Source organism: Pseudomonas sp. TWI923 (assembly GCF_039673365.1).
GTDB classification, from domain to species: Bacteria; Pseudomonadota; Gammaproteobacteria; order Pseudomonadales; family Pseudomonadaceae; genus Aquipseudomonas; species Aquipseudomonas sichuanensis.
The window spans coordinates 1-20,649 of sequence record NZ_JBDJLM010000005.1; the positions used below are offsets into that span (position 1 = coordinate 1).

General features: G+C 64.3%; 21 protein-coding genes and 3 pseudogenes. 17 read left to right on the forward strand and 7 right to left on the reverse strand.

The window, feature by feature from the left end; genetic code table 11:
* The first annotated feature begins 130 nt into the window (after positions 1 to 130).
* The 7 genes and pseudogenes from ABE459_RS03560 (at position 131) to ABE459_RS03590 (ending at position 9,461) form a co-directional block, all read left to right on the forward strand.
* Positions 131 to 1,516 (forward strand): sigma 54-interacting transcriptional regulator, encoded by a 1,386-nt coding sequence (locus ABE459_RS03560; RefSeq protein ID WP_323831025.1) that lies wholly within the window; start codon positions 131 to 133, stop codon positions 1,514 to 1,516.
* A 322-nt stretch (positions 1,517 to 1,838) separates the two neighbouring features.
* Positions 1,839 to 3,230: a GntP family permease gene (locus tag ABE459_RS03565; RefSeq protein ID WP_125464145.1), complete on the forward strand. Its 1,392-nt coding sequence runs from the start codon at positions 1,839 to 1,841 to the stop codon at positions 3,228 to 3,230.
* Positions 3,231 to 3,240: 10 nt separating this feature from the next.
* Positions 3,241 to 4,011 (forward strand): 3-hydroxybutyrate dehydrogenase, encoded by a 771-nt coding sequence (gene hbdH / locus ABE459_RS03570; RefSeq protein WP_323831024.1) that lies wholly within the window; start codon positions 3,241 to 3,243, stop codon positions 4,009 to 4,011.
* 55 nt (positions 4,012 to 4,066) lie between these two features.
* Entirely contained in the window at positions 4,067 to 4,546 is a 480-nt protein-coding gene (gene eco / locus ABE459_RS03575) for a serine protease inhibitor ecotin (RefSeq protein WP_323831023.1), read from the forward strand.
* Positions 4,547 to 4,622: 76 nt separating this feature from the next.
* Positions 4,623 to 6,581, forward strand: a complete 1,959-nt coding sequence (locus ABE459_RS03580) for an acetoacetate--CoA ligase (RefSeq protein ID WP_323831022.1) — start codon at positions 4,623 to 4,625, stop codon at positions 6,579 to 6,581.
* 36 nt (positions 6,582 to 6,617) lie between these two features.
* Positions 6,618 to 6,893, forward strand: a complete 276-nt coding sequence (locus ABE459_RS03585; RefSeq protein WP_110994954.1) for a peptidylprolyl isomerase — start codon at positions 6,618 to 6,620, stop codon at positions 6,891 to 6,893.
* 130 nt (positions 6,894 to 7,023) lie between these two features.
* A pseudogene (locus tag ABE459_RS03590) lies at positions 7,024 to 9,461 on the forward strand (autotransporter outer membrane beta-barrel domain-containing protein).
* On the opposite strand, the gene ABE459_RS03595 reads toward ABE459_RS03590, so the two are convergent.
* A complete protein-coding gene (locus ABE459_RS03595) occupies positions 9,458 to 10,081 on the reverse strand; it encodes a LysE family translocator (RefSeq protein ID WP_125464150.1) in 624 nt (207 codons plus the stop codon). The pseudogene ABE459_RS03590 and the gene ABE459_RS03595 overlap by 4 nt on opposite strands.
* A gap of 309 nt (positions 10,082 to 10,390) precedes the next feature.
* On the opposite strand from ABE459_RS03595, the gene ABE459_RS03600 reads away from it, so the two are divergent.
* Together ABE459_RS03600 and ABE459_RS03605 are read left to right on the forward strand one after the other, a co-directional pair.
* Positions 10,391 to 11,206, forward strand: a complete 816-nt coding sequence (locus tag ABE459_RS03600) for an AraC family transcriptional regulator (RefSeq protein ID WP_258704296.1) — start codon at positions 10,391 to 10,393, stop codon at positions 11,204 to 11,206.
* Positions 11,207 to 11,268: 62 nt separating this feature from the next.
* On the forward strand, positions 11,269 to 11,889 hold the full coding sequence (locus ABE459_RS03605; protein WP_346647919.1) for a LysE family translocator: 621 nt from the start codon (positions 11,269 to 11,271) through the stop codon (positions 11,887 to 11,889).
* Here ABE459_RS03605 and ABE459_RS03610 read toward each other — a convergent pair.
* A pseudogene (locus tag ABE459_RS03610) lies at positions 11,873 to 12,562 on the reverse strand (metallophosphoesterase); the annotation flags it as partial. The gene ABE459_RS03605 and the pseudogene ABE459_RS03610 overlap by 17 nt on opposite strands.
* Before the next feature lie 75 nt (positions 12,563 to 12,637).
* On the opposite strand from ABE459_RS03610, the gene ABE459_RS03615 reads away from it, so the two are divergent.
* A complete protein-coding gene (locus ABE459_RS03615) occupies positions 12,638 to 13,150 on the forward strand; it encodes a DUF3016 domain-containing protein (protein WP_323831020.1) in 513 nt (170 codons plus the stop codon).
* Between the two features lie 3 nt (positions 13,151 to 13,153).
* On the opposite strand, the gene ABE459_RS03620 is transcribed toward ABE459_RS03615, so the two are convergent.
* Positions 13,154 to 13,663: a DUF2867 domain-containing protein gene (locus tag ABE459_RS03620; protein WP_323831019.1), complete on the reverse strand. Its 510-nt coding sequence runs from the start codon at positions 13,661 to 13,663 to the stop codon at positions 13,154 to 13,156.
* 136 nt (positions 13,664 to 13,799) lie between these two features.
* Between ABE459_RS03620 and ABE459_RS03625 the strand changes: the two genes are divergently transcribed.
* On the forward strand, positions 13,800 to 14,042 hold the full coding sequence (locus tag ABE459_RS03625; protein ID WP_125464155.1) for a hypothetical protein: 243 nt from the start codon (positions 13,800 to 13,802) through the stop codon (positions 14,040 to 14,042).
* 6 nt (positions 14,043 to 14,048) lie between these two features.
* Here the strand turns inward: ABE459_RS03625 and ABE459_RS03630 are convergent, their stop codons facing one another.
* Both ABE459_RS03630 and ABE459_RS03635 read right to left on the reverse strand, forming a co-directional pair.
* On the reverse strand, positions 14,049 to 14,552 hold the full coding sequence (locus ABE459_RS03630) for a methylated-DNA--[protein]-cysteine S-methyltransferase (protein WP_346647920.1): 504 nt from the start codon (positions 14,550 to 14,552) through the stop codon (positions 14,049 to 14,051).
* Between the two features lie 94 nt (positions 14,553 to 14,646).
* Positions 14,647 to 15,003: a hypothetical protein gene (locus tag ABE459_RS03635; RefSeq protein WP_125464157.1), complete on the reverse strand. Its 357-nt coding sequence runs from the start codon at positions 15,001 to 15,003 to the stop codon at positions 14,647 to 14,649.
* A 265-nt stretch (positions 15,004 to 15,268) separates the two neighbouring features.
* On the opposite strand from ABE459_RS03635, the gene ABE459_RS03640 reads away from it, so the two are divergent.
* The 5 genes from ABE459_RS03640 (at position 15,269) to ABE459_RS03660 (ending at position 18,060) form a co-directional block, all read left to right on the forward strand.
* Positions 15,269 to 15,475: a hypothetical protein gene (locus ABE459_RS03640; RefSeq protein WP_323831018.1), complete on the forward strand. Its 207-nt coding sequence runs from the start codon at positions 15,269 to 15,271 to the stop codon at positions 15,473 to 15,475.
* Between the two features lie 74 nt (positions 15,476 to 15,549).
* The gene (locus ABE459_RS03645; RefSeq protein ID WP_125464159.1) at positions 15,550 to 15,966 is read left to right on the forward strand and encodes a hypothetical protein; all 417 of its coding nucleotides are present in this window, start codon (positions 15,550 to 15,552) and stop codon (positions 15,964 to 15,966) included.
* A gap of 219 nt (positions 15,967 to 16,185) precedes the next feature.
* Positions 16,186 to 16,713 (forward strand): DUF3455 domain-containing protein, encoded by a 528-nt coding sequence (locus tag ABE459_RS03650; RefSeq protein ID WP_323831017.1) that lies wholly within the window; start codon positions 16,186 to 16,188, stop codon positions 16,711 to 16,713.
* A 103-nt stretch (positions 16,714 to 16,816) separates the two neighbouring features.
* On the forward strand, positions 16,817 to 17,365 hold the full coding sequence (locus ABE459_RS03655) for a sigma-70 family RNA polymerase sigma factor (protein WP_258704301.1): 549 nt from the start codon (positions 16,817 to 16,819) through the stop codon (positions 17,363 to 17,365).
* Positions 17,362 to 18,060 (forward strand): anti-sigma factor, encoded by a 699-nt coding sequence (locus ABE459_RS03660; RefSeq protein ID WP_125464162.1) that lies wholly within the window; start codon positions 17,362 to 17,364, stop codon positions 18,058 to 18,060. The genes ABE459_RS03655 and ABE459_RS03660 overlap by 4 nt, the downstream gene beginning before the upstream one ends.
* Before the next feature lie 193 nt (positions 18,061 to 18,253).
* Here the strand turns inward: ABE459_RS03660 and ABE459_RS03665 are convergent, their stop codons facing one another.
* Entirely contained in the window at positions 18,254 to 18,526 is a 273-nt protein-coding gene (locus ABE459_RS03665; RefSeq protein WP_258704302.1) for a hypothetical protein, read from the reverse strand.
* Positions 18,527 to 19,424: 898 nt separating this feature from the next.
* On the opposite strand from ABE459_RS03665, the pseudogene ABE459_RS03670 reads away from it, so the two are divergent.
* Positions 19,425 to 19,845: pseudogene (locus ABE459_RS03670) on the forward strand (integrase).
* 576 nt (positions 19,846 to 20,421) lie between these two features.
* Here ABE459_RS03670 and ABE459_RS03675 read toward each other — a convergent pair.
* Complete coding sequence (locus ABE459_RS03675; protein ID WP_346647921.1) at positions 20,422 to 20,631, reverse strand: hypothetical protein; 210 nt, start codon at positions 20,629 to 20,631, stop codon at positions 20,422 to 20,424.
* Positions 20,632 to 20,649 lie beyond the last annotated feature (18 nt).

Sequence of the window (20,649 nt, forward strand, 5' to 3'; positions counted from 1 at the left end):
CTTGGCCCCCACCGCGGCCCTTTTTTTTCTGTTTTTCCCAATTGTGGGGGGGGCCGGGGGGCGCCCCCATCCCCTACACAAGGCCGCTCCTACAGTCTTCGCGCCAAACATGAATCAACGGACAGTTTCCATGCACGACAACCTCAAGGACTACCCCCAGGTCCGCCAACTGGCCATCCGTTCGCTGTTCGAGATCATCGAGCAGTCCAGCGAAGGCACGGTGATCGTCGACCGCCAGGCGCGCATCGTCTGGATGAACGAGCGCTATGCCCGGCGCTTCGGCCTGGCCGACGCCGCCAGCGCCATCGGCCAGCCTTGCGAGGCGGTGATCCCCGGCAGCTTGATGCGCGAGGTGGTGAGCAACGGCAAGCCGATCCTGCTGGACATGCTCGACACCCCCAACGAGCCGCTGGTGGTGATGCGCCTGCCAATCCACGACGACCAGGGCGCGCTGATCGGCGCCATCGGCTTTGCCCTGTTCGACGAGTTGCGCAGTCTGTCACCCTTGCTCAAGCGTTATTCGAGCATGCAGCAGGAGCTGGCCAGTACCCGCTCGCAACTGCGCGCGCGCCAGGCGCGCTACAGCTTCGCCCAGTTCGTCGGCAGCAGCGCCGCGTGCCTTGAGGCCAAGCGCCGCGGGCGGCGCGGCGCGACCAGTGACTCGCCGGTGCTGCTGCTGGGCGAAACCGGTACCGGCAAGGAGCTGCTGGCCCATGCCATCCACGCCGCCTCGGCGCGAGCGCACAAGGCGTTCGTCAGCATCAACAGCGCGGCCATTCCCGAGACCCTGCTGGAGGCCGAGTTCTTCGGCACCGCCCCCGGCGCCTTCACCGGTGCCGAGCGCAAGGGCCGCAGCGGCAAGCTGCAACTGGCCGAAGGCGGGACGCTGTTCCTCGACGAGATCGGCGACATGCCACTGGCCTTGCAAAGCAAGCTGCTGCGGGTACTGCAAGAGAAGGAATACGAGCCGGTGGGCTCCAACCAGATGCTGCGCAGCGACGTGCGCATCATCGCCGCCACTTCCATCGACCTGCAGGCAGCCATGGCCCGTGGGGCATTCCGTGCCGACCTGTACTACCGGCTGAACGTGCTGCCGATCGAGGTGCCGCCGTTGCGCGAGCGGCTGGAGGATTTGCCGGCGCTGTGCGAGGCGATCCTGGCCGAGCTGGGCAGCCAGTACGAGCTGGAGCCCGAGGCCCAGGCGCTGCTGGGACGCCATGGCTGGCCGGGGAACATTCGTGAATTGCGTAACGTGCTGGAACGCGCAACCTTGCTGGCGGACCAGCTGCGCTTGAGTGTGCAGGACTTGATCCAAGCGTTGGGGCCGTTGAGCCCGGTGACCACGGCCGCGCCGGTGCTGGACTATCGCCAGGCGTGCGCGCAGTTCGAGCGCGGGTTGATTGTCGATGCCTTGGCCCGCAGCGACTGGAATGTGCCGGAGGCAGCGCGGGCTTTGGGGTTGGGGCGGTCTACCTTGTACAAGAAGATGGTGGCGCTGGGGATAGAGTCTCAATAAAGAGACTTCAATCTCAAAACAGGGATCACAGGAGCAACTGTCTTTGTAGGAGCGGCCTTGTGTCGCGACAGGGCTGCGCAGCAGCCCCGGCTATCGTGCATAGGATGAAGATCGCCGGGGCCGCTTTGCGGCCCATTCGCGACACAAGGCCGCTCCTACAGGGGGCGAGCAGGCCCGCTACTGCGCAGCCGTGTCTCAAAATAGAGACTGTTGATTTAATGATTTTAATTTTCTTGATATATATCAATGACTTAGCAGCTTGGCACGATTCCCGCTATCCGCATTTCCAACCATAAAAACAACAGTTGGAGATCCCCCCACGATGACCGTGCTCATCGCCCTCGCTGCCCTGGCCCTACTGATGGTGGCCGCCTATCGCGGTTACAGCGTGATCCTGTTCGCGCCCATCGCAGCCCTTGGCGCCGTGCTGCTCACCGACCCCGCCGCCGTCGCGCCCGCCTTCACCGGGGTGTTCATGGAGAAGATGGTCGGCTTCATCAAGCTGTATTTCCCGGTGTTCCTGCTGGGCGCGGTGTTCGGCAAGCTGATCGAGCTGTCGGGCTTCTCGCGCTCGATCGTCGCCGCTGCCATCCGCCTGCTCGGCACGCGCCAGGCAATGCTGGTGATTGTGCTGGTCTGCGCCCTGCTCACCTACGGCGGCGTGTCGCTGTTCGTGGTGGTGTTCGCGGTGTACCCGTTCGCCGCCGAGATGTTCCGGCAAAGCGACATCCCCAAGCGACTGATCCCGGCAACCATTGCCCTGGGCGCGTTCTCGTTCACCATGGACGCGCTGCCCGGCACCCCGCAGATCCAGAACATCATCCCCAGCACCTTCTTCAACACCACCGCCTGGGCCGCGCCATGGCTGGGCCTGATCGGCACGCTGTTCGTGTTCAGCGCCGGCATGCTCTACCTGCAACGCCAGCGCAACAAGGCCCAGCGCAAGGGTGAAGGCTATGGCAGCAACCTGCGCAATGAACCGGAGACCGCCGACGACATCAGCCTGCCCAACCCGTGGCTGGCGTTGTCGCCGTTGCTGCTGGTGGGGGTGATGAACCTGCTGTTCACCCATTGGATCCCACAGTGGTACGGCGCCAGCCATACCCTGCAACTGCCGGGCATGGCCGCACCGGTGCAAAGCGACGTGGCCAAGCTCACGGCGATCTGGGCCGTGCAGGCGGCCTTGCTGGTGGGCATCCTGATGGTGCTGGTGTGCGCCTTCGGCACCATTCGCCAACGCCTGGCCGAAGGCACCAAAAGCGCGGTCGGCGGTGCCCTGCTGGCGGCCATGAACACCGCCTCGGAATACGGTTTTGGCGCGGTGATCGCATCGCTGCCGGGCTTTTTGGTGCTGGCCGACGCCCTGCGCGGGATCCCCAACCCGCTAGTCAACGAAGCCATCACCGTGACCCTGCTGGCCGGCATCACCGGCTCTGCGTCGGGTGGCATGAGCATCGCCCTGGCGGCCATGAGCGACAGCTTCATCGCCGCCGCCAACGCCGCCAATATCCCGCTGGAAGTGCTGCACCGGGTGGCCGCCATGGCCAGCGGCGGCATGGACACCCTGCCGCACAACGGTGCGGTGATCACCCTGCTGGCGGTGACCGGGCTGACTCACCGCGAAGCGTACAAGGACATTTTCGGTATTACCCTGATCAAGACCCTGGCCGTGTTCGTGGTCATCGCCACGTTCTACGCCACCGGCATCGTCTAAGGAGAACTGCATGACGCTCAAAGGCAAGACCGCACTGGTCACCGGCTCCACCAGCGGTATCGGGCTGGGCATCGCCCAGGTACTGGCAGAGGCCGGCGCGAATATCCTGCTCAACGGCTTTGGCGACCCGGCAGCGGCCATCGCCCAAATCAAGCAGCACGGGGTCAAGGTTGCCCACCACCCGGCCGACCTGTCCGATGTGGCGCAGATCGAACAGATGTTCGCCTTCGCCGAACGCGAGTTCGGCGCGCTCGACATTCTGGTCAACAACGCCGGCATCCAGCACGTGGCGCCAGTGGAGCAGTTCCCGGTCGAGGCCTGGGACAAGATTATCGCGCTGAACCTGTCGGCGGTGTTCCATGGCAGCCGCCTGGTGTTGCCGGGCATGCGCGCGCGGGGTTGGGGGCGAATCATCAACATTGCCTCGGTGCACGGCCTGGTGGGCTCCACCGGCAAGGCTGCCTATGTGGCCGCCAAGCACGGGGTGGTCGGGCTGACCAAGGTGATCGGCCTGGAAACCGCCACCAGCAACGTCACCTGCAATGCCATCTGCCCAGGCTGGGTGCTGACCCCGCTGGTACAGAAGCAGATCGACGACCGAGCCGCCAACGGCGCCGATCCACAGCAGGCGCAGCACGATCTGCTGGCCGAGAAACAGCCTTCACTGGCCTTCGTCACACCCCGTCACCTCGGTGAGCTGGTATTGTTCCTGTGCAGCGAGGCCGGCAGCCAGGTTCGCGGCGCCGCCTGGAACGTCGATGGCGGCTGGCTCGCCCAGTGAGGGCGGGCGTTGAGCCTGGCACGGTCTTGCATTCGTTTATCTGCAAGGAGGCCTTATGCGCCAAGCTCGACTCACCGCGTTACTGTCCCTGACCCTGGCTGCCGCCGCCCCGGCGATGGCCGCCAGCCTGAAGGACGTCGCGCCCTACCCCGAGGCGGAAAAAGGCTTCACCCGGCAGGTGATCCACCTGCCGGCCCAGGCCGATGAATCGGCCCACCAGCTGGAAGTCCTCGCCGGCAAGACGCTGAAGGTGGACTGCAACCGCCAGCGCCTTGGCGGCAAGCTCGAAGAGCACACGCTGCAAGGCTGGGGCTACAACTACTACCGCCTGGACAAGGTCAGCGGCCCGGCCAGCACCTTGATGGCCTGCCCGGACAACAAGAAAACCGACGCCTTCGTACCCGTCGTCGGTGAAGGCTTCATGCTGCGCTACAACAGCAAGCTACCTGTGGTGGTCTACGTGCCCAAGGGTGTCGAAGTGCGCTACCGGGTATGGTCGGCCTCGCCGGACGTACAAACGGCTAAAGTGGAGTAACCGCCAGCGTCGGCAAGCCCGCTTTCGCGGCGGGCTTGCCCCACGACAAAGCCATCACTGCAGCGAGGGTTGCAGCATGAACGACATACTCTGGCGCCCCTCCACCTCGCAGATCGAAGCCAGCCGCATGGAAGCCTTTCGCCGCCGGGTCAACCTGCGCTTCAACCTTCAGCTCGACGACTATGCCGCCTTGCACCGCTGGAGCATCGAGCACCGTGCAGCGTTCTGGCAGACGCTCAGTGAATACTTCCACGTGCGCTGGCATACACCCGCAAGCCAGGTGCTGATCGAGGGCCCGCACCTGCGCGATGCCCGCTGGTTCGTTGGCGCCACCCTGAACTTCGCCGAACACCTGTTGCAACGCCGCGACGATCGCCCCGCCGTGATCACTGTACGTGAGGACGGCAGTCGCCACAGCCTGACCCACAACCAGTTGGCCGCCCAGGTGGCCGGGATGCAACGGGCCTTGCGCCAGGCCGGCATCGTGCCGGGCGACCGCATTGGCGCGGTGATGCCCAATACCTGGGAAACCCTTGTAGCCATGCTCGCCGCCAGCAGCCTTGGGGCGGTGTGGTCCAGTTGCTCTGTGGAGTTCGGTACCCACGGCATCATCGACCGCTTCGGGCAGATTGCGCCGAAACTGCTGATTGCCTGCGCGGGCTATACCTACGCCGGCAAAACCGTGGACCAGGTCGACAAGATCAACCAGGTCGTCGCCCAACTGCCGCAACTTCAACACCTGCTGGTGGTGCCCTACACCCGGGCGCAGACCCGCAGCGAAGAGTTCAGCGGGCCCCAGGTCACCCTGTGGGATGATTTCTTCCAGCCCGGCGGCAGCCCCACCTTCGTCGCCCTGCCCTTCGATCACCCGCTGTACATCCTCTACTCCAGCGGCACCACCGGTGTGCCCAAGTGCATCGTCCACCGGGCCGGCGGCGTACTGCTGCAACACCTCAAGGAACACGGCCTGCACAATGACCTGAAAGCCGACGACGTGCTGTTCTACTACACCACCTGTGGCTGGATGATGTGGAACTGGCTGGTCTCGGGCCTCGCGGTGGGCGCCACCCTGGTGCTGTATGACGGATCGCCCTTGCACCCGGGCCCGGCGCGGCTGCTCGACCTGATCAACAGTGAAGGCATCCACGCCTTCGGCACCAGCCCCAAGTACCTCGCAACCCTGGAGCAGGCCGGTGTCGAGCCGATGAAAAGCCACCGCCTCGATACCCTGAGGCTCCTGTTGTCCACCGGCTCGGCGCTGTCGCCGCACAGTTACGACTTCGTCTATGCCAAGTTCAAGGCCGATGTGTGCCTGGCCTCGATGTCCGGCGGCACCGACATCGTCTCCTGCTTCGTTCTCGGCAACCCGCTGCTGCCGGTACGCCGTGGCCTGATCGCCGGTCCCGGCCTGGGCATGGCGGTGCAGGTGTGGAATGCGCAGAGGCAGCCGGTGATCGACGAGAAAGGCGAGCTGGTGTGTACCCAGGCATTCCCGTCGATGCCCCTGGGGTTCTGGGGTGACGACGATGGCAGCCGCTACCACGACGCCTACTTCAGCCAGTTCGACGGGGCCTGGTGCCAGGGCGATTACGCCGAGCAGCGCGCCGGCGGCGGCCTGGTGATCCACGGCCGCTCGGATGCGGTGCTCAACCCCGGTGGCGTGCGCATTGGCACGGCCGAGATCTATCGGCAAGTGGACAAGGTCGAGCAGGTGCTGGAATGCGTGGCCATCGGCCAGGACTGGCACAACGATGTGCGCGTGGTGCTGTTCGTGCGCCTGCGCGATGGCCTGCAGCTGGACGACGCCTTGCGCCAGCACATCCGCGAGGTCATCCGCCGGTACACCAGCCCGCGCCACGTCCCGGCGGTGATCGCCCAGGTGAGCGACATCCCGCGTACCCTCAGCGGCAAGCTGGTGGAACTGGCGATCCGCAATGTGGTGCATGGGCTGCCTGTCAACAACACCGATGCCCTGGCCAACCCCGAGGCACTGGCGCAGTTCCGTGACCACGCGGAACTGCGCGATCAGGCATAATGGCGGCCTTTTTCGCCCCGAAGCACAGGTATCCACATGAAAGCCCAAGCCCGCCATATCCTGGTCAAGACCGCTGACGAGGCCGAGAAGCTCAAGCAGCGCATCGCCAATGGCGAAGCCTTCGACGTGCTGGCGAAGAAGTTCTCCACCTGCCCTTCCGGCAAGCGTGGCGGCGACCTGGGCGAAATACGCCCCGGGCAACTGGTCGGCGCCATCGACCAAGTGATCTTCAAGAAGCCCTTGCGGGTGGTGCACGGGCCGATCAAGAGCAAGTTCGGCTACCACCTGGTGCAGACGTTCTACCGCGACTGACCCGATGCTGGCCCTTGGCCGCCTGACAGTTTTGCCAGTTGCGTCCTTCCTCCTGAACGCAGTACATCGCGGGTAATCCCGCACATCGCGCTTGCGCCGTGCGGGCTCTGTGCACAACGGAGGCCCAGCGATGCACATGCGTCTGTTGCTGACACTGGCGCCCTTGCCCCTGTTGCTGCTTGCCCAGGCCCAGGCCCAGGCAGCCTGCAGTTTCAGCCCCGGGCCAGGCAATGACAGCTATGTCTGCGACAGTGGCAGCGCCGCTTCGCTGCTCGACACCGTCGGCAACAACAGCCTGCTGCTACCCGCCGGCGGCAGCGGCACGATCAGCGGCAACGTGACCTTCGGTGCCGGCCAGGACACCATCGACATGGCCTCGGGCGTAATCGGCGGCGACGTCAATCAGGGCGCCGAAATCGATACCTTCAACATGAGCGGCGGCATCATCGAGGGAGACCTCAATCAGGGCGATGGCCTGGACCGTTTCCAGATGACCGGCGGCTGGATCAAGGGCAATTTCGACAGCGGTGACTTCGCCCAGATGGACGGCGGGCGTATCGGCAACGTCAACATGCGCCTGGACGAGAACACCTTCATCCTGCGGCTGGCAGCATCGACCGGAATATCGTCACCGGCTTCGACAAGGACCATGTGGAGGTTTTCGGCGGCAACGTGGGCGGCAATATCAGCGTCAGCGGGGGCGATGACCAGGTGCAGATCCACGGTGGCCAGGTTGCGGGCAGCGTGCTGATGAGCACCGGCAACGACCGGTTCAGCTGGACCGGCGGGCGGATCGGCACGCGGGTGGACATGGGGCCTGGCAACGACACGGCGCAGCTCCAGGGCCTGGCCAGTGACGCCCTGGTCATCCCGCTCGACGGCGGCAATGGCAGCGATACCTTGACCTTGCTCGCCAGCCAGGCCAAAGGTGGCGCCCGCTACCTCAACTGGGAGCGGATCGAGCTTGCCGACGGCAGCCGTTTCGAGCTCGACGACCCGCTGCTGCTCGGGGATGCCGGCAGTGCCACCGGCACCCTGCAAATTGCTGCCGGCAGCACCTTGGCCTCGCGCCAAGGCACGGTCTCGGCCTTCGCCAGCGGCCAGCGCGTGGGGCTGAACAACGCCGGCACGATTGACTTGAGCACAGGCAACGACGGCGCAGGCCGGCTACTGGTGATCGGCGACTACAACGGCGACAACGGTGTGCTGCGCCTGAACAGCGTGCTCGGCCAGGACGGCGCCGCCTCGGACCGGCTGGTGATCAGCCAGGGTGGCATCAGTGGCTCGACCGGGCTTTTGGTCAGCAACCTTGGTGGCACGGGCGCGGCCACCCAGGGCAATGGCATCCAGGTGATCGAGGCACGCGAAGGCGCCAGCGGCAATACCAATGCCTTCATCCAGACCCAGACCCTGTCGGCCGGCGCCTACGACTATCGCCTGTTCAAGGGCGGCATCAGCGCCGGCAGCGAGAACAACTGGTACCTGCGCTCGACCCTGGTCGCGCCCCCCGCCCCGGCGCCTGGCGTGGAGCCGCTAAGCACGCCGCCGGTAGCCGCGCCCGCCCCTGGCCAGGCCGAGTTGCCCGCCCCGGTGGCCGGGCGGGTCATCCCGCTGTACCGCCCGGAAGTGGCGGTTTACGCAGCCGCACCGCGCGGCGCCGCGATCATCGTGCGCCAGGCCCTGGGCACCTTCCATCAGCGCCAGGGTGATCAGCGGTGGCTCGACGCCGCGGCCACGCCGCCTGCGAGTTGGGGCCAGGCCTACGGCAGCGCCCTTCGCCAGCAATGGAGCGGCACTGTGAGCCCGACCCTGGACGCTGACCTTTACGGTTTCAAGGTGGGCCAGGACCTCTATGCCCGGGCCACGGACGACGGCCACCGCCAGCACGCCGGCCTGTACCTGGGCCATGCTCGCCTGGACGGCGATGTCCGTGGTTTCGCCCTGGGCCGCGAAGACAGCCCGGTGGGCAACCTTGAACTGCAGGGCAACAGCCTGGGTGCCTACTGGACCTGGGTGGGTCCGGCCCAGGGCTATGTGGACGTGGTGCTGCAGTACACCCACTTCGATGGCCGTGCCCGCTCCGACCGTGGCGACAGTCTCGACCTCGATGGCCACGCCTGGGCCGCCTCACTAGAAGGCGGCTACCCCTTGGCGCTGACCGCGCAGTGGACCCTGGAGCCCCAAGCTCAGCTGATCGCCCAGCGGGTGAGCCTGGACAGCGCCCGCGATCGGGCGTCGCGGGTCAGCCATGACGCCCAGGTGGAATGGCTCGGGCGCCTTGGCTTGCGCCTGGAGGGGATGTTTCCTGCCACCGAGAAGGTGCTGCTGCAGCCCTTTGCCCAGGTCAGCCTTTGGCATGCCGACGGCGGCGCCGACACCTTGACCTTCAACGGCGTGGACCGCATAGACACCGACTACCGCTACACCGCGCTACAACTCGAAGGCGGGCTGGCGGCACGCCTGGGTTCGGCGCTGAGCCTGCATGCAGGCCTGCAATACAGCACCAACCTGGACAGCCGCCAGCAGCAGGCCAGCGGTGTGAACCTGGGCCTGCGCTGGCAGTTCTAGCGCCGCGCCGCCAGCAACCCAAGCCCCGCGCAACCCAGCAGCGAAGCACTGACCCGGTTGAACACACGCCGTGGCCCAGGGCGTTCGAACCAGCGCTGCAGATAAGCGCCGAGCCCGGCATAGATGGCGATGGCCGCCCACTCCAGCAACAGGAACAACACCCCCAGCTGCAGGAACTGCTCGCTGACCGGCATGTTGCCGCCCACCGTCACGAACTGCGGCAAAAAGGCGGTGAAGATAAGAATCGCCTTAGGATTGCCGGCAGCCACCCAAAACTCCTGGCGCGCCAGCTTCCAGGTGCCATGCGGCTGCTCGCCCGCCACCCGCGCCTCGCCCACCGGCGCGCGCCACAGCTGCCAGGCGATATAGAACAGGTAACCGGCGCCGAGCACCTTGATCGCCAGGAACAGGTATTCACTGGTATGCAGCACCACCGCCAGGCCCATGGCCGCCAGCGCGATCATGCCGCTGAACGCCAGCAGCCGGCCGGCCCCGGCCACGCAGGCGATGCGCAAGCCATAGCGGCTGGCATTGTGCAGCGACAACAGGTTGTTGGGCCCCGGCGCCATGTTCAGGGCGAAACAGGCGGGGATAAACAGCAGCAGGCTCGACAGGTCCATTCTTGTTCTCCTTCAAGGACCGCAGCAGGGTCGCGCCCGGCCTGCCCGCACGTCAAGCACAGTGATACGGCGAATGGCCGGAACAGTCAGCAGTGAGTAGACTGCCTGCTCCCACACAATGAACTTGCACGCCCGTTGTAGGAGCGGCCTTGTGTCGCGAAAGGGCCGCAAAGCGGCCCCAGCGTTACCACATAGATTGCCGGGGCCGCTGCGCAGCCCTTTCCGGCCGGTCCGGCGCCCCGGCAAGGCCGCTCCTACAGAAAAGCTGCGCAAGACAGTTGCTTCCATGTGACAACCAGGTGGCCTGCCATGCCCTTCCCCCGCAGTGAAATCTGGCATGACCCGGCGCTGCCCTTCGTCGAAAGCCGTCGCGCCTGCCATAGCCGCGCCTGTTACAAAGCACACAGCCACCCGAGCTTCTCCATCGGCGCGGTGGATGTCGGCTACAGCCACTTCACCGGCGCAGGCCAAGGTGTGGTGCGGCTGACGCCCGGCACTTTGGTGCTGGTGCCGGCGCAACGGGTGCATGCCTGCAACCCCGAACCTGGCAAAGCCTGGAGCTACCAGATGCTGCACCTGGACGCCGACTGGCTGCGCTGTCTGCGCCTGGAGTCCGGTGTGGCGGCAGGTGAGCCGCTGGCCCCGGCGCGCATCACCCGCTCGCCAGCGCTGTACCGGCAGTTCTGCGCGCTGAACGACCTGCTGTTCTCGAAGGTTTCGCCACTGGAGAAGGAAGCGGCGCTGGTGGCATTCATCGGTGACCATGACTTCAGCACCTTGCCCACCTTGCCACCGGCCCCGGCGCTAGCCCCGTCGATGTTGAGTGAACTGGTCGCCTGTCTCGACGAGCAGGGCTTGGCCGAACTCAGCCTCGACCGCTTGGCCCGGCAAGCCGGGCTGGGTCGCTATCAACTGATCCGCGCGTTCGCCGCGGCCACCGGGATGACCCCGCACAGCTACCTGCTCAATGCCCGGGTCAACCAGGCGCGGTTGCTGCTGCGCCAGGGCTGTGCGCTGGCGGAGGTCGCCTATCGGCTGGGGTTCGCCGACCAGAGCCACTTCCAGCGGGTGTTCAAGGCCCACGCCGGGGTGACGCCCGGGGCCTACCGCGGCGGCTTGCAATAATCTTCAATACGCCCGGCCGGCGCCTGCACAGACTGTGGTTTTCCCACACGGAAACCCGCTTGATGGAACAGTTCCTGCTCGTCGCCACCGCCCATTTTCTTGCCCTGCTCTCGCCTGGCCCGGACTTTTTCCTGGTGGCCCGCACCTCGGCCAACGCAGGTTGGCGAGTAGCCAGTGGCGCCTGCCTGGGCATCGCCCTGGCCAACGGCGTGTTCATCGGCGCAGCGTTCGCCGGGGTGGCGGTGCTGCACGCGGGCAGCGCGATGTTCGTGGCCCTGCAACTGGCCGGTTGCGCCTACCTGCTGCACATCGGTGTTTTGTTCTTGCGCCATGCCGGGCACAGCAGTTTGACACCTGCCGCAACAACCACCGGGCAGGCGGCCAGGGGTTGGCTGGGCAGTTTGGGCATGGGCTTCGCCTCAGGCATCCTCAACCCGAAGAACGCGCTGTTCTACGCCAGCCTGGCGAGCATGATCGGCAGCAGCAGCGTCCTGCTGAAAGGGCTGTACGCCGGCTGGATGTTCACTGCGGTGCTGGCCTGGGACCTGCTGGTGGCGCTGGCTATTGGCAATCGTCGGGTACTGCGCCGCTTTGCCCAAGCCCTGCCCTGGCTGGAGCGGGCCTCGGGGGTGATGCTGATGGCCCTTGCCGTCGGTGTGCTGGTTCATCTGGCGTGGGGCTGACCACCTCAAGCGTGGCGAGGTCCAGCAAGCTGAAGCAGCCACTGCTCCAACCGCCGGTATCCAGGTGCCAGACATTGCCCAGCACCTTGACCTTGAGCACCGGCGTATGCCCGACCAGCAGCGCGCGCAGCCCTTCGACCCTGGCGTCGTCGCCTTCCTTCAGGCGCCGCCGTGACCATTGGCACACTTCACGTATGCGCGGATCGTCGTCATCCAACAGGCTCGCGCGTAAATCTTCCCAGTTCGCGAAGGGGCTGTCGGCGTGCAGCAGGCCGATCGGTCCGTCATGGCTCTGCACTTCCAGGGCGATAGGCATTTCAAGGAAGGCATCGACAAAAGGCCGCTGCTGATCCTCTGGCAAGTCGAGGAACCAGCCACCGCCCGCCGCGCGGTACATGTCCAGGTCAAGCCGGCCACCGCGGAGGTAATTTATCGCCAGGCTTTCGTGGTTGCCCTGCACCGCGTGGAACCAGGGCTGGCTCAGCCAGTCGAGTGCCTGCGCACTGTGCGGCCCGCGGTCGACCAGGTCGCCGACACTGAACAGACGGTCGATCGCCGGGTTGAAGCCCACGCCATCCAGGCACTGTTGCAAGCGCTGGAAGTGCCCGTGGATATCCCCCACGGCCAGGTCGCGCCCGCGGGTGTTGACGGCTATCCGCCTGAAGCGGCTCATTGCATCGTTCCTCTGCTACGGCCTCGGCACCGGCGTAAAATGGTCAGGCAAGCTACCCACACCCGGAGATGCATCATGCGTACCACCCTGGCCTGTGCCGTACTGATGGTGCTGGCATTTGACAGCATGGCACAGGGCTCCCCGACCGCCCAGGTCGAGGTGCGTTTCGATCACCCGGAAAACTTCCGCGATGCCAGCCTCGACAGCCAAGGTTATGAGCGTGGCGCCGACCCGCAGGTGATCAAGGCGTTGACCGAACATTTGCGCAAGCTCGGCCAGCGTTACCTGCAACCTGGCCAGCAACTGGTGATCGACATCCGCGACATCGACCTGGCCGGGCGTTACGAGCCCTGGCACAGCCAGGCCTACGATGTGCGCTTCATGCGGGAAATCACCTGGCCGAGCATCGACCTCAGCTACACCCTGAGCCAGCCCGGCCAGCCTGCGCGCCAGGCGGCGGAGCACCTCAGCGACAAGATGTACCTGAGCCGCCCGGGGCGCCAAGGCAGCAGCGACCGCCTGTTTGCCGAGAAGGCCATGCTCAGCGACTGGTTCCGCCAGCGCTTTGCCCTGCCGCCGCACGCCTGAGCCTCAACCGCGCAGGCGGCGCAGGGCGATCGGTGCAATCAGCCGGTGAAACGGTGCCACCGGCAACATGTACAGGCGGCCCAGCAGGTTGTGGGTGCGCACCACGGTGCTCACCAGCACCTGGCACTGGCCGTCGGCGGCCGGGCGGCGGCTCAGCGCAATGTACACATCCAGGTGGCGGTCGCGGTCAACCAGCAGCACTTCTTCCTCGGTATTGGCCAGCAAGGTGAAGATGCCCACGCGCTCGCCGGGCTGGTAGCTGGCGGCCGGGCGTGCGGGGTCGATGGCCGTGAGCCGGCCCAGGTCCTTGAGGCCGACCAGCGCCACCAGGCGGTTGCGCAGCACCATCAGCGCATCGATCCAGCCGGGCATGCCGGCCATCAGCCGCAGGAACAGCGCCATGGCTGGTTGTGCCGGTTGCGCCAGGCTGATCGCCCGGCAATGGCGGAACCCGGCCTGGGCGGCGTGGGCGCTGATCAACGAGTCGCTTGGAATGGTCATGGTGTAAGTCATCAGGGCTTTCCGTCCTTGGAATCAGCACCTTCGTGCTGGCGAAGGCGATCTGCCCGATAGTATCCTGCGCGCCCGAACCGACGCCAAGGATGGATGCATTCTTGAACACCTGTACCACGCCCGAAGTACCCGCCGCATGAAGTACCTGTTACTGACGCTGGCCAGCTATGCCACCAGCTATTACCTGGTGGGGCTGTTGATCCAGGGCGGGCTGGCAAACATCGCCGAAGACCTGCGTCATCGCCCGGACGCACCGCCGCCAGGCCAGTACCTGCGCGAAGTCGAGCAGCATGCCCGGCGCGCCCATCGCCATTACGCCCTATTCAGTGGCAGCCTGTTGGCCCTGTTGCTGGCGTTGCTGTGTGCCTGGCTGAGTTGACGGCGGTTACTGGAAATCCAGCGCCAGGCTCTGGCGCCCTTCCAGTGCCAGCAGGTACTGCTTGGCCGGCAAGCCGCCGGCGAAGCCAGTCAGGCTCCCCGAAGCACCAATTACCCGGTGGCACGGGGCGATGATCGAGATCGGGTTACGCCCGTTGGCCGTCCCCACCGCCCGCACTGCGTCGGGGTTGCCGATCTGCCGGGCGATATCGCTGTAACTGCGGGTCTCGCCGAAGGGGATGCTCAGCAACGCCGCCCATACCTGACGCTGGAATTCGGTGCCGGCAAAATCCAGCGCCAGGTCGAAGGTGCGGCGGTTGCCTGCGAAGTATTCACCGAGCTGGCGGGCCGTTTCGCGCAACACCGGGTGCTGGTCGTCGCGCTGCAGTTCGCCCAGGCGCACCCGGTTGGCCCGCTCCTGCTCCCACAGCACTGCGGCCAGGCATGCACCACGGGCCACCAGCGTCAACGTGCCGACGGGCGAGTGCATCAAGGTAAAGGCGCAGGGCATGGCAGGCTCCGGTCAGGTCACAGTCTGCGCACTCTACCCACCGCACCGCTTGTGCGCATCCGCTTTCTTGCCATGCCCCTGGGCCAGCCCGGCCCTAGGTCCGCGCGCACATCTGGGCGGCATCGAGCAAACGCCCATGGTCATACCAGGCATCACGCTGGTAGGCGGAGTATTGATGCTGCCCGCCGGAGCCTGTGACCTTGACCAGGCCATCGGCCTTGCTCGGGTCGGTGCTCTCGACGAACAGCTCGAGGGCGTCCTGGTTCTGCACCGTATAGGTTTTCGCCGTGTCGGGCAGTTCGGATTTCACGCAGCGCAGGTAGTCCGGCGGGCTTTTCGCGGTCGAGCCAAAAGTATTGTCGTGACTGGCGCGCAGGTCAGGGTCATGGGCACAACCTGCCAGCAGCAGCCCGGCGGCCAGCGCCACCAGCGGTTTCATCGAGCGCTTCATACAACCTCCGATCACCCCATCAGGAAACCCTGGACAGTGACGGACAGCAACCACCCTTTTTAATAGTCAGCTTACGATTGGAAAGGTTAGCCCCGCCCCACCGGGCTGTTATGCCGGTTTGCTATGGGCGCCAGACGCTGCGTGCATGTCGCCGACACAGCTAAACCCGCTGGTCGGGCATGGACCACACTGTGCGCAAACAGGCGCCTACTGGTGCTCGGGCCTTGTCACCCGATGTTGAACACGCCAATCGAGGTGTGCCGCCATGAAGCGCATCAACAAGCTCATCCAGCAGCGCCGTCATCAACTGCACGTGCACCTGCCGCCGAGTGGACTGGAAGCCGCCCCTTTTACACCTGCGGTCAGCGCATGCGCGCGATGGTTGCCAAGCCTGGACACCGAAATTCAGCCGAGGACGCCGCCGCACACCGGCGTCATGACCTTGCGTACCGCGACTTTGGCCAGATCGTAGCTGGATGCCCCGGTACCTGGCCGCTACAGTGCGGGACGCTGGCAGCGGCCAGATCACTGACAAGGAGGTTGCTGATGTTGTCGAAGCTTTTGGTGACGGTGGGTATCGTCTTCTACGCGGTCGTGGTGCCGATTCTTGAAATCAACGATACCCACGTGTTCAACCAGGCCTGGGCGCCACACGCCCGGCTGCACGAGACCTGGCAGCTGTTCACCAATACCGCGCTGGGTGCCTTCAGCGTGTGGCTGGTCTGGGGCAGGAACGATCTGCGGCTGGCGAGCTTGCTGACCTTGTTCGTCACGGGCGGTTTCCTGCTGGCCTATTGGTTGCGGGACGGCTACGGCGGGTCGATGGTGCTCAGCGACGGCTCCGAGAAGATGATCATGGGGGTCAATCTGGGCCTTGTCGCTTACACGCTGGCCATACTGCTGGCGGGTATTGCAGTGGCCATTGATCGACGTGCTCGAGGGGGCCGCCAACAGGCGTCATGAATGGATGCAGGCCCTTGGCCCGAACTGCTGACCTGGGCGCGCTCCTCGACGCAGAGGACGCTGTCTGCGACCTTTCTAGCCTGCTTTGCCACCGTCGCGCGGGTGGCCACGGCGCAGTTTTATTTTTCATATCAGTGCATCCAATCCGGTCGCTGGCGGGTATTGCTCAATGGGCGGCCTTTGACTGCCCAGCCAAATGACCTGTCAGGAGCACTGCCCATGAACCTCAAATCCTCCGCCTGCCTGCTCGCCTGCGGCCTCGCCTTGGCGCTGCAGCCCGCACACGCCCAGTCCGCGCTGCCAGACGCGGTCAAGGTCCCCGATGGCCATAGCGTCATGCTCGAGACCGTCGGCGTCGGCGAGATCACCTACGAGTGCCGTGACAAGGCCAACACCCCCGGCCAGACCGAATGGACCTTCGTTGGCCCCAAGGCCGTGCTCAATGACCGTGCCGGCAAACCGGTGGGCGACTACTTCGGCCCACCCGCCACCTGGCAGGCCAAGGATGGCTCGAAAGTCACCGGCACCCAGCTGGCAGTGGCGCCGGCGGACAAGGGCGCCCTGCCCTATCAACTGGTCAAGGCCAACCCGGCCGAAGGCAAAGGCGCCATGCAGGGAGTCAGCTATATCCAGCGCCTGGCCACCCGCGGTGGCGTGGCGCCGGCAAGCGGCTGCACGGCACAGAACAAAGGTGCCAGGCAAGTCGTCCAGTACCAGGCCGACTATGTGTTCTGGACCGCCAAGTAAAGCGCTCTTGAGCAGACACCTCGCAATCGTTCATCTACGCTCGTTGGCAAGCCCCCGGCTGGATAGCCGGGGTACCTTGCATGACACAAGGAAGCCGCACACGTTGAACTCGCCTGTCGCCCCCTTCGACTTCCACCGCTGCCTGGAGGCCTGTGCACAGGGCGACCGCCGCGCCCTGCAGGCGCTCTACGATTGCGAAGGCGCACGCCTGCTGGGCGTTGCCCGGCGCATCGCGCGTGACGACGCCAGCGCCGAAGACATCGTCCACGATGCGATGATCCGCATCTGGACCCGCGCCGCCAGCTTCGACCCGGCGCGCGGCTCGGCTCGGGGCTGGATCTACAGCATCACCCGCCACCTGGCACTGAATTCGATCCGCGATACCCGCCGAGAAACCGTGCTGGACGAAGCCGATATCGATGCGGCGCCTGCATTGCATGGGGGCCTTGATGACATTGACCTCTGGTCAGGCTCGGCGAAAATCTACCATTGCCTCGAACAACTACAACCCGCACCGCAGCGCTGCATCCTGCACGCCTATGTGGACGGCTGCAGCCATGCCGAAATCGCCGGGCTGTTGGGTGCGCCATTGGGTACCGTCAAGGCCTGGATCAAGCGCAGCCTCAAGGCGTTGCGGGAGTGCCTGGAATGAAGCCGGATACTGCCGAAGAATTGGACACCCTTGCTGGCGAGTTCGTACTAGGGACCTTGTCGCCGGCGCAACACGCCGCAATGACCGAGCGTTTGAGCCGCGATCCGTCCTTGCGCGCCGCCGTGGATGCCTGGGAGGCACGCTTGCTGGAGCTGACCGCGCTGGCTGAGCCACAGCCGCCGAGTGCCCGCCTGTGGGGGCGTATCCAGCGCAGCCTGAACGAACTGGCCCCCCCTTCCACCCAACAGCGTGCCCGCGGCTGGCAACGCCTCGGCCTGTGGCAGGGGTTTAGTGCCGTGGGGCTTGCTGCAAGCGTGCTGCTGGCGTTTGCCCTGTTGACGAGACCTGCGCCCAGCACTCAATTCGTGGTGGTGCTGGTGGCGCCGAGCAGCCAGGCCGCCGGCTGGGTGGTGCAGGCCAGTGACAGCCGCATGATCGAGCTGATCCCGCTGGGCCAGGATGCGGTCCCCGAAGGCATGGCCCTGCAGTTCTGGACCAAGGGCGAGCAGTGGCGCGCACCGGTTTCGCTGGGCCTGGTCAAACCCGGTGAACCCTATCGAGTCCCGCTGCAGAGCCTGCCACCGCTGGAGGCAAACCAGTTGTTCGAGCTGACCCTGGAAAAAGCCGGCGGCTCGCCTACCGGGTTGCCGACGGGGCCGGTGAAGTTCATTGGCCGCGCGGTGAAAGTGATATGACTGCGTAGCAAATGCATGTGCTTGCAGCTGCAAAGCCAGAGATGAAGCAGTTGACGGAGGAAGGAGCAATTCTCGCGATGCAAGGGCAACTCGGTCTTCGCACTTGAAGCTCGATATCCTCACCTGGGTCGCTGTCAGCAGATGGCGGTAGGGTTATCACGGTTCCAAAAGCCAAATCGTATGCGCGGCATACCTACCCCCACCCGCCAGCAACGAACGTTTTTGCCCGGAGCACTCCCCAGACCAATGCCCCAATCATTGATTCATTGGGTCTGGAGCTATAGCTCTCTTCAACAATTCGGTCCCCGGTTTTGGCGTACACCCCGATAAAGAGCTGTGTTTCGCCTGTCCGCGAAAGTCGGGTTTGCACGTCGATACTCCTGCCGTCATCAAGGGTTTCCTCGTGATGACGAAGGTGAAGCGCTGGGTCTACCCAGGCCCGGAATTTCTCGCCGCGAAATCTCATATTTACCTCCTCTAATGACTCCAGTAGGCGCGCTAAAGAGAGAGATAGATATCCATTTCACTTAAATGCGACCGGTGGAAAATGTTCGGCGCTACTCCTTGCTGATAGAAATCAGCGGGACAGTGCCAGTAGAAAACCGAGCCCAATCACTGGGACGGAGATTGAAATAGCAAGAAGCCCAGCGCAGGGCTGAGCTTCGAGTTAGCAATCACCATGAACAGAGCCACTGCAATATTCCTTATTTCCTTATCTCGGCTGTGGAAAGCGAGGAAACAGGGAGACTGCCCCGGAAAATACAGGCACTCAAGACCTACACAGGGCGCCCCGCCCCATCCGTTCGGGCAAATAGTTCACAGGGCGCTCTGCGGTGGTGATGACGGCGTTTGATTAGTACCGGCGATACTCGTGGCCACCACGATCCTCATCGTAGTAATGCCGGTGATGCCTTCCATCGTGCCAATACGGCCAGCATCCGCTCAATAGCACCACCGCTGACAGTATTGCGACCCAAGCAGCTTTTCGTTTCATTTGAATGTCTCCGGCCAGGCGAAGCCAGGCCTTGCATAGTTTTGACCTCCGAAAAATTGCAGGTTCAAACATTGCCGCTCCACTCATCCCCTCACACGCGACCAACCTGGAAGACGCCGTGGGCCCCTATCGCCAAGCCCTGGCACCGACCTGCCGCGGCGGCGTGGAGACCAACATGAATTCAAAAAGGAAGAAGCCCGGCGATGAACACGCCGGGCAGGAACAAGCCGTTGCCCAGGAAATGGACAAGGTAACGGAGGAAAGGATGGCTGAACTACTGGGGATCACGCTACGAGCGCTCCAGACACGACGCCAGCGCATCATTGTCGACCGCCAACCAGCAGACCGGACGAAGACGAAATATCACCGAGTGGTGTTGCTGAATGATCGAGCGCTCAATGCCATACGACAGGCGCAGCGCCTGGCCTACTTGAGGAGGATGGCTTCAAAGTCGGCCTACCCTACAAGCCCATTTGTGTTCCAGCCGAGCAAAGGTGGGCTGTGGATCAACGAACCAAGTGTTACAATCCGCCACTTCAAATCAGCGCTCAAGGCGCTGGACATCCGTGAACGCCGGCAGTACGACACCCGCCACACCTACGCAACCATGTGCCTGATGGCTGGGATGAACCGAAGCGTTCATCGCGAACCAGCTCGGCCATAGCGTCGAGATGTTGCTCTCTACCTACGCGAAATGGTTCAGCTCCTCCTCGGACTGGAGGGAGCTGGAGAAGCTGCCGCCCCGAGTCGAATTGGCCCAAGATTGGCCCAAAACTGACGAGAGGGCCTAAATACACCTCTGGAACCCCCGCAGGACAAGCACTTGATTTCTACCGCTAACATCACCATGCGCTATACAATGGGGTTTAGCGGGTGGTGATGTGTTGATTTTGCTGGGCGAAACACCCCTCCCATCCCCTCAGAAACGCACCAGTTGGTTCGCGAATTGGTCCGATGTCCTGCTATCGGACCCCATGCCAATTACGCATAACCTTGCTTTGAGGCCGGCCTGCCAGAGGCCACTACCCCAGCGTCGAGGGTGCAAGCAAAGTCCGAGAAACGACGCCCGGTCAATGGGTGGGGTTACCAGGTTCGCCAACTACCAAGACTTGGAAATCTGTGATCGCCTGGTAAAGCGAGTCCGCCAAGAGCCAAAGCCTGCGTACTTCCTCAATAGGAGCTCCACCTTTGGCCGCGTCCCTGTAGGCCCGAAAAGCCGCCAGTGCCTCCAGCAGCAGGAGATTGCCGGCAAGCACCGGGCATTCGATGGTCCTCTCCATATCTCGCTCCCATCATCTGACGAGGGCAGTATAGGAGGCCTCGCAGGCCTTTAGCCGTCAAAGCAGAGCCCTGCCAGTAGTATCCAGTCAATGAGACCTATAGTCAGGCCCGCCGAGCACCCGCAACTGGTAGTCGTTTATGGATTGGAACAGCGATTCGGCAATGGTCTTCAGACGCTCAACCTCTTCAGGCGGCGCGCCAGTATCCTTTGCTCCCTGGTAGCGCTTCATGGCCTCTATCGCATCGGAGAAGGCCTGGTGATCCGGAAGAAGAACTTTCGTCATATCTCGCTTCACGAATCACTCCCCCAGGCA